General features: G+C 66.6%; 13 protein-coding genes. 10 read left to right on the forward strand and 3 right to left on the reverse strand.

Annotated features, from left to right (window positions below; genetic code table 11):
- The first annotated feature begins 24 nt into the window (after positions 1-24).
- Together trmD and rplS are read left to right on the forward strand one after the other, a co-directional pair.
- Entirely contained in the window at positions 25-798 is a 774-nt protein-coding gene (gene trmD, locus MJ606_RS12130; RefSeq protein ID WP_243049774.1) for a tRNA (guanosine(37)-N1)-methyltransferase TrmD, read from the forward strand.
- Positions 799-829: 31 nt separating this feature from the next.
- The gene (gene rplS / locus MJ606_RS12135) at positions 830-1,222 is read left to right on the forward strand and encodes a 50S ribosomal protein L19 (RefSeq protein ID WP_243049775.1); all 393 of its coding nucleotides are present in this window, start codon (positions 830-832) and stop codon (positions 1,220-1,222) included.
- A gap of 190 nt (positions 1,223-1,412) precedes the next feature.
- Here the strand turns inward: rplS and MJ606_RS12140 are convergent, their stop codons facing one another.
- Positions 1,413-3,455 (reverse strand): EAL domain-containing protein, encoded by a 2,043-nt coding sequence (locus MJ606_RS12140; protein WP_243049865.1) that lies wholly within the window; start codon positions 3,453-3,455, stop codon positions 1,413-1,415.
- A gap of 155 nt (positions 3,456-3,610) precedes the next feature.
- A complete protein-coding gene (epmB, locus tag MJ606_RS12145) occupies positions 3,611-4,630 on the reverse strand; it encodes an EF-P beta-lysylation protein EpmB (protein ID WP_243049776.1) in 1,020 nt (339 codons plus the stop codon).
- Positions 4,631-4,756: 126 nt separating this feature from the next.
- Between epmB and efp the strand changes: the two genes are divergently transcribed.
- From efp to MJ606_RS12185, 8 genes are all read left to right on the forward strand, one after another.
- On the forward strand, positions 4,757-5,323 hold the full coding sequence (gene efp, locus MJ606_RS12150) for an elongation factor P (protein WP_243049777.1): 567 nt from the start codon (positions 4,757-4,759) through the stop codon (positions 5,321-5,323).
- Positions 5,324-5,485: 162 nt separating this feature from the next.
- Entirely contained in the window at positions 5,486-6,826 is a 1,341-nt protein-coding gene (locus tag MJ606_RS12155) for a TRZ/ATZ family hydrolase (protein WP_243049778.1), read from the forward strand.
- 7 nt (positions 6,827-6,833) lie between these two features.
- The gene (locus MJ606_RS12160; protein WP_243049779.1) at positions 6,834-7,088 is read left to right on the forward strand and encodes a YciI family protein; all 255 of its coding nucleotides are present in this window, start codon (positions 6,834-6,836) and stop codon (positions 7,086-7,088) included.
- A 30-nt stretch (positions 7,089-7,118) separates the two neighbouring features.
- Complete coding sequence (gene ubiG / locus MJ606_RS12165; RefSeq protein ID WP_243049780.1) at positions 7,119-7,865, forward strand: bifunctional 2-polyprenyl-6-hydroxyphenol methylase/3-demethylubiquinol 3-O-methyltransferase UbiG; 747 nt, start codon at positions 7,119-7,121, stop codon at positions 7,863-7,865.
- Positions 7,862-8,542 (forward strand): phosphoglycolate phosphatase, encoded by a 681-nt coding sequence (gene gph, locus MJ606_RS12170; protein WP_243049781.1) that lies wholly within the window; start codon positions 7,862-7,864, stop codon positions 8,540-8,542. The genes ubiG and gph overlap by 4 nt, the downstream gene beginning before the upstream one ends.
- A complete protein-coding gene (locus tag MJ606_RS12175) occupies positions 8,539-9,378 on the forward strand; it encodes a squalene/phytoene synthase family protein (protein WP_243049782.1) in 840 nt (279 codons plus the stop codon). The genes gph and MJ606_RS12175 overlap by 4 nt, the downstream gene beginning before the upstream one ends.
- 102 nt (positions 9,379-9,480) lie before the next feature.
- Positions 9,481-10,434 (forward strand): GTP cyclohydrolase FolE2, encoded by a 954-nt coding sequence (gene folE2 / locus MJ606_RS12180; RefSeq protein WP_243049783.1) that lies wholly within the window; start codon positions 9,481-9,483, stop codon positions 10,432-10,434.
- 72 nt (positions 10,435-10,506) lie between these two features.
- Positions 10,507-10,977, forward strand: a complete 471-nt coding sequence (locus MJ606_RS12185) for a YbaY family lipoprotein (protein WP_243049784.1) — start codon at positions 10,507-10,509, stop codon at positions 10,975-10,977.
- Positions 10,978-10,995: 18 nt separating this feature from the next.
- On the opposite strand, the gene MJ606_RS12190 is transcribed toward MJ606_RS12185, so the two are convergent.
- A complete protein-coding gene (locus MJ606_RS12190) occupies positions 10,996-12,540 on the reverse strand; it encodes a PAS domain-containing methyl-accepting chemotaxis protein (protein ID WP_243049785.1) in 1,545 nt (514 codons plus the stop codon).
- Positions 12,541-12,613: the final 73 nt, after the last annotated feature.

Below are 12,613 nucleotides of genomic sequence, written 5' to 3' on the forward strand. Positions count from 1 at the left end.
GCGCGGCACCAAGGGTTGAGGATCATGCGCATCGATGTCGTCACGCTGTTTCCCGACTTCATGCGTCAGTGTGCTGCCGTGGGTGTGGTGGGGCGGGCCCAGCAGCGTGAGCTGCTGCAGGTGGAAACCTGGAACCCGCGCGACTACGCCACCGACAATTACCGCACCGTGGACGGCCGCACCTGCGGCGGCGGGCCCGGGATGGTGATGCTGATCCAGCCCTTGCGGGCGGCCTTGAAGGCCGTGCGCGAGGCGGCACCGGAACCGGTGCATGTGATTTACCTCAGTCCGCAGGGAGCGCGGCTGACGCAGGGCAGGGTGGAAGCGCTGGCCAAGTTGCCGCGCATCGCTTTGCTTTGCGGGCGTTACGAAGGTGTGGACGAGCGTCTGCTGGCGCACGAGGTCGACGAGGAGCTCTCCATCGGCGATTATGTGCTGTCTGGTGGTGAGCTGGGTGCCGCGGTGATCATCGATGCCGTGGGCCGCTTGCAGGAAGGCGCGTTGAACGACGCGCAATCGGCGCAGCAGGATTCGTTTTCGGATGGCCTGCTCGATTGCCCGCACTATGCAAAACCGGTGCATGACGCACTGGGCGATGTACCGGATGTGTTGCTTTCCGGTGATCACGCGGCCATTCGCCGCTGGCGCCTGAAGCAATCGCTGGGACGAACCTGGTTGCGACGTCCCGACCTTTTGGCGCAGCGCGCGCTGGATGCAGAATCCCGAGCGCTGTTGGATGAATTCCGCCGCGAGCATGCACGATCGCAGACGCGGCACAACGATGCAGTCGAACCGTGACTGCAGCAATTGCTATCAAACAGGTGTTGCCATGAACAAACTCATTGAACAGTTCGAAGCCGAGCAGATCACCCGCCAGCTGCCGGAATTCGGCCCTGGCGACACCGTGGTGGTCAACGTGAAGGTGAAGGAAGGCAACCGCGAGCGCGTCCAGGCGTTCGAGGGTGTCGTCATCGCCAAGCGCAGCCGCGGCCTGCATTCGGCCTTCACCGTGCGCAAGATCTCGCACGGCACCGGCGTGGAGCGCGTGTTCCAGGCGCACAGCCCGGCCATCGACTCGCTGGAAGTGAAGCGCAAGGGCAAGGTCCGCGGCGCCAAGCTGTACTACCTGCGTAGCCTGGAAGGCAAGGCTGCCCGCATCAAGGAAGACATCGCCGCCGTCTCCGCCGCCAAGGCCGCGAAGAAGGCTGCCGCTGCCGAGTAATTCCGGCGCGACACCGATGCAACACAAAAACCCCGCGGAGCGATCCGCGGGGTTTTTGTTTGTCTTCTCTTCCTCTCCTTCGGGGGAGAGGGTGAGGTATGGCTGGCCGTTATTTGCTCGTCATTCCCGCTTTCGCGGGAATGACGACGGGGCTTGCCAATCAGGTCCGCCGGAAAGGGGCAACCGGAGATCACATCAACCGCTGCGGCTCCTGCAGGAAGTTGCCCTGCACGAAATCCACGCCGCAGGCGAACAGCAGCGAGGTGCTGGCGGCGTCCTCGACCCATTCGGCGATGGTCTGCTTATTCATTTCGCGCGCCTGGCGGCAGATCTCCGCCACCTTCTTCTGGCTTTCGGGCTGCTGCGGCAGGTCGGCCATGTAGCTGCGGTCGATCTTCAGGTAGTCGACTTCGATGTGGTTGAGCAACTGGAATGAATTCAGGCCCGAGCCGAACTGTTCCAGCGCGAACTGGCCGCCGAGTTTCTTCCAGGCCTGGATGAATTCCTGCGCCGGGCGCAGCGAGGTCACCACCTTGCTCTCGGTCATTTCCAGTACCAGCTGGCCATGCTTGAGCGCGGCCTTCTTCAGGCGCTCCTCCAGCCAAGGCAGCAACGCGGCGTCATGCAGCGAGCCGGAGGTGAGCTTGACGAAGAAGGTGGAGGGCGAGCCCATCTTGTCGCGTGCGCGCAGCGCCTCGATGGTCTGGTTCAGCACCCAGCGGTCGATGGCCGGCGTGAGGTTGTGCTTTTCGGCGATCGGCATGAAGAAGCCGGGCAACACCTCGCCCTGCGGGCCGTTGAGGCGAAGCAGGATCTCGGAGAACTCGCCTTCGGCATCCTGCAGGCTGATGCTCTGCTGGTGGTAGAGCACGAAGTCGTTCTGGGTCAGCGCCTCCTGCAGCACGCCGAGCCAGTAGCGCTCGCGCTCCTCGTCGGCCTTCTCGCGCGCGGCGGGGTCATGCAGGTCGCTGCGGTTGCCGCCCTGGCTCTGCGCGTTGCGCAGGGCCTGGCTGGCCTGGTTGAGCAGCAGTTCGGTGTTGGCGTTCTTCTCGCCCAGCAGGCTGCCGCCGATGCTGGCGGTGACCGTGATCGAGCGGGTGCCCAGGTCGAAGATGCCGCTGGCGATGGCCTGCTGCAGGCCGGCGATCCACTGCTTGATGCCCTCGTCGTTGCGGGTATGCAGCAGCACGCCGACGGTGTGCTCGGCCAGCAGGCCGGCGGTGTCGTGGGCGCCAAGCTGGCCTTCCACGCGCGAGGCGAAGGCGGCCAGCAGCTCGTCGGCCTTGGCCAGGCCGACGCCCGCCACGATGGCCTGCCAGTTGTCCGGTTCGATCAGCAGCAGCGATTGGCCCTTGGTGCCTTCGGTGGCGGCGGCCACGGCCTGGTCGATGCATTCCAGCATGCGCGCGCGGTTGAACAGGCCGGTGACCGGGTCGCGCTGCAACTGCTCGATCATGTTGGCGTCGACCTGCTGGCGGCGGAACACCACCTGCAGGCAGGGCTCGCCTTCAAACGTGGCGTGGGCGAATTCCACGCTGGCCTTGAAGCTGGTGGCGTCGGCGCGGCGTGCCTGCAGTTCGATCGGGCCCAGCGGCTTTTCCCCGCGCGACAGGCCCTTGAGCGTGCTCTTGAATTCTTCCGCGTCGGTAGGGCCGACCATGTCCAGCACGGGCAGGCCGAGCAGGTCGTCGAAGTCGGTATAGCCGAAGGTATCCAGGTAGGCCTGGTTGGCGCGCACATGCATGCCTTCATGCACGTAGGCGATGGCATCGGTGGACGAGTCGAGCAGCGCATCGCAGCGGCGCTCCGATTCGCGCAGCGCGTTTTCCAGGCGGCGCAGCTGGCGGCGTGCGTTGAGCGCGTCGAACTCGCGCTGGATCACCGCCATCAGCTGCTTGGGTTGCGGCCGCAGCGCCACGGCGCGCGCGCCGCTGACGAACAGGTCGGTGATGATGGCGTTGTCCACCTGGCCGACCAGCGCGATCAGCGACAGGTCGCGGCCGTGGGCGTCGAGCATGCGCGCCACTTCGCGCAGGTCGAGCGAGCCAATGGCGGGATCGAACAGCACGATGTCGGGACCCAGCTCGTCCAGCGCGGCGGTGATCTGCTCGGCGCTGGTGGCGCGGGCCGGACGCACGGCAATGCCGCTGTTGCGCAACAGGCTGATGATCTGTTCCGCATCCTCGACCGATTTTTCGATGAAAAGGATCTTGATGACCTGGTCTGTTTTCATAGGCACGTCGAGCTTTCCATTGTTCGCCGCTGCTGAGGGTAAAACCTGCCGTGACAGCAGGGCGCGGGCCATTCGTGGTTGTAGCGGATTCCGCAGGTCACTGCCAGCGGAAATATTCCGGAAGTGACCGAACCCGCAACTGTAGCGCCGGGCTGTTACAGCGGCCGCTTGGAGGCTTCGCCGCCTACTTCGCGCACCAGCTTGGGTACCAGGAAGCCGGGCAGGCGTTGGCGCAGGGCTTCGAGCAGGGCCAGGGCACGGGTGTCGTCCACCTCGAAATGCGCGGCCCCCTGCACGCGGTCGAGCTGGTGCAGGTAGTAGGGCAGCACGCCGGCGGCGAACAGGCGCTCGGACAGGGCGGCCAGGATCTCGGCGTCGTCGTTGATGCCCGCCAGCAACACCGATTGGTTGAGCAGCGTGGCGCCGGCGTCGCGCAGGCGGGCGCAGGCGGCGTCCACGCCGGGGTCGAATTCGTTGGCGTGGTTGGCGTGCAGCACCACCACCTTCTGCAGCGGCAGGTCGGCCAGCCAGCGCTGGAATGCGGTGTCGATGCGCTCGGGCAGCACCACCGGCAGGCGGGTGTGGATGCGCAGGCGAATCACGTGGGGCAGCTCGGCGAGGCCCTGGGTCAGCTCTTCCAGCTTGGCGGTGGCCAGCGACAGTGGGTCGCCGCCGGACAGGATCAGCTCGCGGATCGAGGTGTCCTGGCGCACGTGCTCCAGCGCCTTGCGCCACTGGCCGGCGGCGGCCATCTCGTCGCCATAGGGGAAATGGCGACGGAAGCAGTAGCGGCAATTGATGGCGCAGCTGCCGCTGGCGATCAGCAGCGCGCGCCCATCGTATTTGTGCAGCACGCCCTGGGCCGAGCGCGCGGCCATGTCGCCGACGGCGTCGGTGCTGAAGCCGGGGACCTGGTCCAGTTCGGCCAATTGCGGCAGCACCTGCAGCAGCAGCGGGTCGCGCGCGTCCCCCGGCCGCATGCGCGACACGAAGCCGCGCGGCACGCGCAGGGCAAAGCCGGCATCATCGGCCGGCAGGCGGCTGGCCAGGTGCTCCAGGCCCAGCATGGCCAGCAATGCGTTGGCGTCGGTGATGGCCTCGCGCCATAGCTGGCGCCAATCGGCCTGGTGCGTTGTGGCGGGTGTCGTGCGGGCGCCGGGGCTTGCGGTTATCATATGTGGCCCTGTGTCGGGCCAGTGCCCGTCAAACTGTTTATTTTAGCCGTTGTTCGCGGCGAGCGAAGGTTCCTCCGGAAAGATCCGGGCCTCCGCCGCCGAGCCTACCCATTTGGAGCACATTGCATGGCCAGTTACGGTCTCAACGACGTCAAGAACGGTGTGAAGATCATCGTGGACGGCGACCCTTACGTCATCGTCGAAGCGGAGTTCATCAAGCCGGGCAAGGGCCAGGCGTTCACCCGCATCAAGATCCGCAACCTGCTCAACGGGCGCACCACCGAAAAGACCCTGAAGTCGAGCGAGTCCTTCGAAGGCGCCGACGTGGTCGATACCGACATGCAGTTCCTCTACAGCGACGGCGAGTTCTGGCACTTCATGCACCAGGAGTCGTTCGAGCAGCACCAGGCCGACAAGGCCGCCGCCGGTGATGCCGCCAAGTGGCTCAAGGGCGAGGAAGAGTGCGTGGTCACGCTGTGGAACGGCCGTCCGATCTCGGTGCAGGCGCCGAACTTCGTCGAGCTGAAGATCGTCGAGACCGATCCGGGCCTGCGCGGCGACACCTCGGGCGGCGGCGGCAAGCCGGCCAAGCTCGAGACCGGCGCCGTGGTGCGCGTGCCGCTGTTCGTGAACCAGGACGAAGTGATCAAGGTCGACACTCGTTCCGGCGAATACGTCAGCCGCGTGAAGTGATGAACTGGCGCGCGGGCATCGCCCGTGCCGCTGCCAGTTCGCCAGACCTGCGAAGACAGGAATGACGAGCGATCATTCGTCACGCCGATAGGCAACCATGGGGCGGCCACCGCAAGGTGATCCGCCCCATGTCGTATCCCACTTTCGAAAAGCGAGCCCAGGATGAGCCAGACCACCCCGCAACCCATCGACCTGCTGATCGAAGCGCGCTGGGTCGTGCCTGTGGAACCCCATGGCGTCGTGCTGGATCACCATGCGGTGGCCGTCGACAAGGGCGTCATCGTGGCGCTGCTGCCCCTCGGCGAAGCGCGCACCGCCTATGCGCCGCGCGAACGCGTGGTGCTGGCCGAGCATGCGCTGATCCCCGGCCTGGTCAACACGCATACGCACAACCCGATGACCCTGCTGCGCGGCCTGGCCGATGACCTGCCGCTGATGGTGTGGCTGCAGAAGCACATCTGGCCGGTGGAAGGCCAGGTGATCGGGCCGGAATTCGTGCGCGACGGCGTCGAGCTGGCCGTGGCCGAGATGATCCGCGGCGGCACCACCTGCGCCAACGAAAACTATTTCTTCCCCGACGTGATCGGCGCCACCTATCGGCGCATGGGTTTTCGCGCCGTGGTCGGCCTGCCGGTGATCGAGTTCCCCACCGCCTGGGCCAAGACGCAGGACGAATACTTCGATCGCGCCATCGAGGTCCACGACAGCTTTATCGGCGACCCGCTGGTGGGCACCTCGTTCGCGCCGCACGCGCCGTACACCGTGTCGGACCAGAGCTTCGAACGCATCCGCGTGCTGTCCGACCAGCTCGACATCCCGGTACACCTGCATACGCACGAGACCGCGCACGAGGTGGAGGAGGAGAAGGCCAAGAGCGGCCTGCGCCCGTTCCAGCGCCTGCAGCAGCTCGGCATCGTCAACGACCGCCTGATCGCCGTGCACATGACCCAGCTCACCGACGGCGAAATCGCCGCTTGCGCGGAAGCGGGCGTGTCGGTGGTGCATTGCCCGGAATCCAACCTCAAGCTGGCCTCGGGCTTCTGCCCGGCGGAGAAGCTGCGCCAGGCCGGCGTCAACGTGGCATTGGGCACCGACGGCTGCGCATCCAACAACGACCTGGACATGTTCGGCGAGATGCGCACGGCGGCCTTGCTGGCCAAGGCCGTGGCCAGCGACGCCGCCGCCTTCGACGCGGCCTATGCGCTGCGTGCGGCCACGCTCAATGGCGCGCGCGCGATGGGGCTGGAGTCGAAGATCGGTTCGATCGAGGTGGGCAAGCAGGCGGACCTCGCCGCCGTGCGCCTGTCCGACCTGGAGACGCAGCCGCTGTTCCATATCGCCTCGCAGCTGGCCTATGCCACCGGCCGTCACCAGGTCAGCGACGTGTGGATCCATGGCGTGCGCAAGCTTGCCGGTCGCGTGCTTACCGACATCGATGCCGACGCGGTGCTGGCCAAGACGCATGCCTGGCGCGAGCGTATTGCCGCGATCGACGTGGGTTGAGGTTCTTATGAATCGTTATCTGGTCATGGCCATGCGCCGCCCCCATTTCGACCCGGCGATCGTGCAGCCGCACAAGGATTTCCTGGAGGGCCTGCGTGCAGGCGGACGCCTGGAAATGTCCGGCGGTTTCAGCGACAAGTCCGGTGGCGCCTATCTGCTGCTCGCCAACGACATGGACGAAGCGCTGGCGATCGCGCATGAAGACCCGGCCCATGTGAGTGGCGGCTGGGATATCACGGTCTACGAATGGCAGGCGCGTTAAGCTCTGCGCAACGTTTTAAGGATGCTTTCGATGCAAGCCGCAGCCAATGTAAGCCCCGAGGAAATCGCCCGTTTCGGCAAACTGGCCGCGCGCTGGTGGGACCCGGATGGCGAGTCCCGTCCGCTGCATGACCTCAATCCGGTGCGTGCTGCTTACGTGGCCGCGCGGGTGGACCTGCGCAACGCCCGCGTGGCCGACGTCGGTTGCGGTGGTGGCCTGCTCAGCGAGGCGCTGGCCCGCGCGGGCGCGCACGTCACCGGCATCGATCTGGGCGAGAAGGTGATCGAGATCGCGCGCCTGCACCTGCACGAGTCGCGGCTGGAAACGCCGAACCTGGATGTCGACTATCGCGTGCAGTCGTCGGCCGAGCTGGCGGCCGCCGAACCGGCCAGCTTCGATGCCGTGTGCTGCATGGAATTGATCGAGCATGTGCCCGATCCCGCTGCGCTGGTGCATGACCTGGCGCGCATGGTGAAGCCGGGCGGGGTGGTGGTGATGTCCACGCTCAACCGCACGCCGGCGGCTTTCGGCGCGGCCATCCTGGGGGCGGAGTACATCACCCGCATGCTGCCGCGCGGCACGCATCACTACGCGCAGTTCCTCAAGCCGTCGGAGCTGGGTCGCCTGATGCGCCACGCCGGGCTGGAACTGGAGGATGTGTCCGGCCTCGGCTACAACCCGCTCAACCGCAAGGCCTGGCTCAGCCGCTTCACGGCGGTGAATTACCTGATCAGCGCACGTCCCGCGGGGACTCCCTGCGATCGTAAGCCCGCATGAAGTCCTTCCCCGATCAAGTGCAGGGCGTGCTGTTCGATCTGGACGGCACCTTGCTCGACAGTGCCGTCGATCTTTACGCGGCGCTGAAAACCCAGTGCGAAGAAATGCAGGTGCCGGTGCCGGCGTTCGAGCCCGTGCGCGAGGTGGTATCGCGCGGCTCGCGTGCCATCCTGCGCTGCGCCTTCCCTGCGATCGAAGAAGCCGCATTGCTGGCGCTGGTGCCGCGCTACCTGGATCTGTACCAGGCGGTGATGGCGCATCAAACACATCCTTTTGACGGCATCGACGAGCTGCTGGCAACGATCGAGACCCAGGGCCTGAGTTGGGGCATCGTCACCAACAAGCCGGGCTTTCTCACCGACGAACTGGTGCAGCGCATCGGCTGGGGTGAGCGGGTGGCCGCGGTGGTGTCGGGCGACACTTTGCCGGTGAAAAAGCCGGACCCTGCGCCAGTGCTGCTCGCCTGCGAGCGCGCCGGGCTCGATCCGGCCCGTTGCCTGTTCGTGGGCGATGATCGCCGCGACGTGCTTGCTGGCGAAGCCGCCGGCCTGTACACGGTGGCCGTGCGCTGGGGCTATCTCGATGGCGGCGATCCGGCGCAGTGGGGCGCCGATCTGGTGCTCGATCACCCATCGGAGCTGGCCGCTCGCCTGCAGCCATGCCGGGTGACCGCATGAGCGATGCCGCGCTGCAGAGCTATATCGACAAGTGGCTCGCGGTACAGCCGCAGCAGCGTATCGCGCTGGCCTTCGTCGATGCGGACACCTATCCGGGCCATATCGCCCTGGCCGCGCTGGAGCAGGAACTGCTCGCGGCCGCCTACGGCATCCGTGAGCCGCAGGTGGCGGCGAGCAAGCTCAACTGGTGGGCCGAGGAGCTTTCCGGGGCCGCCGCCAGTGGTGGGCGTCATCCGCTGACCAAGGTGTTGTTCGACGACGAGCGTGCCCACGCGTTGCCCGGCGAGCAGTGGGTGGCGCCGGTGCTTGCCGCCATGGCCCAGCTGGAGGAGGGCACGGCCGCCGATTTTCAGGCCCAGCTGGCCGCCGGCTCGCTGTTGCATGGGGCGCTGGCCCAGCTGGAAACCGCCTGGTGGTTTGGCGAGGGCGCCTCATCCGGGCGTGCGGCCCGCGTCGCGACGTTGTCGCACTTGCTGTTTGCCCTGCTGCGGCTGGAAGAGGACGCCGAGCGCGATCGCCTGCCGCTGCCGATGGCCAGGCTGGCCCGCTACGGCCTGAGCCGCACCGAGCTGCGTACGGCCAGCACCGCCCGCGAGGACGCCATTCGCGCCCAGCTGGACGACCTGGATGCCGCCTGGCGCGAGTCCGAGCGTCTGCCGGGGCCGCTCAGCGCGTTCCGCGGGCTGGAATCCCGCCACGGCCGCACGCTGGTCGATCGCGCGCGCAAGGCGGCCAACCCGCTGGCGGTGCTGCGCAAGGGGCAGGGGCGCCAGGGCCCGGCCGTGGCCTGGCAGGCCTGGCAGGCTGCGCGCGCCTGGCGCAACCAGGCCGGCTGAACCACAGCGTTTCCGTCACGCGACTATTGCGAGGCCGGCGTGCTGCCCCAAGATTGATGTCGCTGCGGCGGCCCGCCCGCCCGTTGGACCATAGGATTACCCATGTATACCGAGGAAAACACCGCCCGCCTGCTGCCCGACGTGGCAGTCCACGCCCAGCCGCACCTGGTGGGTGAACTGGATTGGGTCGGCATGGACGGCATCGAGGTGCCGGTGCGTTTCGATGCGGGTGATGGCGATGTGCAGCGCGCCAGCGCGCGCGTCGGCGCCTTCGTCAACCTGCGCCGGCCGGACAAGCGCGGCATCCATATGTCGCGCCTGTACCTGCTGGTGGAGCAGGCGTTGAGCACGCAGACCCTCAGCGCCAACTCGCTGCACGACCTGCTGCGCGGGTTCCTCGATTCGCACAAGGACCTGTCCGACCGCGCCTGCCTGAGCATCCGTTTCGAGCACCTGGTGCGTCGCCCCGCGTTGCGCAGCGGCAACAGCGGCTGGCGCGCCTACCCGGTATGCATCGAGGCCAGCCTGGTCGGCGATGAATTCCTGCTCGAGTTCGGCACCGAGGTGGTCTATTCCTCGACCTGTCCCGCGTCGGCGGCGCTTTCGCGCCAGCTGATCCAGGACCAGTTCGCCAAGGATTTCGATGCTTCCTCGCCGGTCGACCACGCCGCCGTGCTGGCCTGGCTGGGCAGCGAGAAGGGCATCGTGGCCACCCCGCATGCGCAGCGCAGCGTGGCGCGCCTGCGCGTGCGGCCGAGCGAGGGTGCCAACTTCGACCTGATCAGCCTGATCGACCAGACCGAACAGGCCCTGGGCACGCCGGTACAGACGGCAGTGAAGCGCGAGGACGAACAGGCCTTCGCGCTCGCCAACGGCAGCAACCTGATGTTCTGCGAAGACGCCGCGCGTCGCATCCAGAAGGCGCTCGACGCCGATGCCGGCCTCAGTGATTTCCATATCCGCGTGGAGCACCAGGAAAGCCTGCATCCGCATGATGCCGTCGCTTATGCCAGCAAGGGCGTGGCCGGTGGCTATGCGGGCAAGGGCTGCGCCTGAGCCGCTTGTTCAAGCAAGCCCTGTTAGCATGATGAAAGCCCGTTGCCGGGCTTTCATCGTCTGGAGATCCGCATGTCGTTCCGTCTTTCCTTGCTGGCTGTTGCCACGCTTGCGTTGTCTGCCTGCTCGTGGCTCCCGTTCCACCACAAGGAAGCGGCTTCCCAGCCGACGACCACGACCAGCGCACCGGCAGCCCCGGTGCATCAGGCCTTGATGAGGACGTTGGTGGGCGACGTGCGCTACGACTTGCCGGCTGGGGTGCCGGCCGATGCCGTGGTAATCGTGACGCTGGCCGACGTCAGTCGCCAGGACGTCGCCGCACGCACGGTGGCGGAAGAACGCATCCAGCCCGTGGGTGCATCGCCGCTGGATTTCATGCTGAGCTATGACCCGGCCGACCTGCGCGATGGCGTGGATTTCACCATCAACGTGCACTTGCAGCAGGGCGACAAATTGCTGGCCGTCAACGATACGCGCGTGAGCGTGCTGGGTCGTTCCGGCGAGAACGGACCGGTGAGCATTACGCTCAAGGCCGTGCCGTAATCGACGACGCCGGGCGGCTCAGCGAAAAACGCCGACCGCCTCGGCCAAGCGCGTTGCCTGTTGTTTCAGGCTTTCCGAGGCGGTGGCGACCTGTTCCACCAGCGCGGCGTTCTGGCGCGTGATCTGGTCGAGATCGCTCACTGAGCGATCGATCTGGGCGATGCCGCTGCTCTGTTCGGCGGTGGCCGCGCTGATTTCCGCCAACAGTTCGCTCACCCGCCGCACCTGCACGACGATGTCGTCGGTCGCCTTGCCGGCTTCATCGGCGAGCCGCGAACCGGACTCGACCTGCTCCACGCTGGCATGGATCAGGTGCTTGATCTCCCGCGCGGACTGCGCACTGCGCTGCGCCAGGGCGCGCACTTCGCCGGCGACGACGGAGAAACCGCGCCCCTGTTCGCCGGCACGGGCGGCCTCGACGGCGGCATTGAGCGCGAGGATGTTGGTCTGGAACGCGATGCTGTCGATCACGCTGACGATCTCGGCGATCTGATGTGAGCCGGTGCTGATCCCATTCATGGTGTCGACCACGTCGGCCACGGCGCGGCCTCCCTGGTTGGCCGCCAGGTTGGTGGTGCCGGAAAGCTGGCTGGCCTGCGCCGCGGTCTCGGCGTTGCTGCCCACGGTCGCTGCCATCTGTGTCGTCGAGGCGGCGGTCTGTTGCACATTCGTGGCGGCCTGGCCGGTGCGCGCGCGCAGGTCGACATTGCTTCGGGCAATGTCGTTGCTGGCGGTCCGCACCTGGATCGCCTGTTCGGCAATGTCGTCGATCAGCCAGCGGAACATCAGGCCAAGCTGGCCGATGGTGCGCAGGGTCATGCCGATCTCATCCACACGGTTGAGATGGTCGCAATGATGGCGGGCGCCGGAGGCGACCTGCAGCGCCTGCTGCTGCACGCGCTCCAGTGGACGCGAGATCTGCGATTCCAGCCACCAGCATCCCAGCGCGGCGAGCAGCGCCGAGATGCCGGCGAGCGCCGCCAGGGTGGTGCCATGGATACCGAGCAGCGCTGCGCCCAGCGTCATGGCCGGTACCAGCGTCAGCCACGCCAGGCGGATGCGCCAACGCACCGGCATGGTACGCAACAGCGATGTCCATGCCATCCACCCGGTACGGACGATCAACCCTTTGTGGAAGCGCCGGCGGTCGGCCTTGCCTTCGCGGAAGTCGCGGTACAACGCTTCCGCTGCGGCGATTTCGTCGCGCGTTACCTTGGTTCGCACGGACATGTAACCGACCTGGTTGCCGTCGCGTACCACCGGCACCGCGTTGGCGCGCACCCAGTAGTGATCGCCGTTCTTGCGACGATTCTTGACCAGCGCCGTCCACGGCTCGCCACCCTTGATGGTGGCCCACATATCCGCGAAGGCTTCCACGGGCATATCCGGATGGCGCACCAGGTTGTGCGGCTGCCCGTGGATTTCCTCGTGCGAGAAGCCGCTCACCTGCACGAATGCCGCGTTGGCATAGGTGATGTGACTGCGGGTGTCGGTGGTCGACATCAAGGTGGCGCCGTCCGGCACCTCGAACTCGTGCTGGCTGACAGGCTGATTGTTGCGCATGACGGTTCCTCGGGGACGGACACAGGCCCGCCCATGAGCTCCGGTGTTGCAGATGGCCACCAGTGAAGCGTTG

The sequence above is a fragment of the Dyella sp. RRB7 genome, from assembly GCF_022761115.1.
Lineage (GTDB): Bacteria > Pseudomonadota > Gammaproteobacteria > Xanthomonadales > Rhodanobacteraceae > Dyella.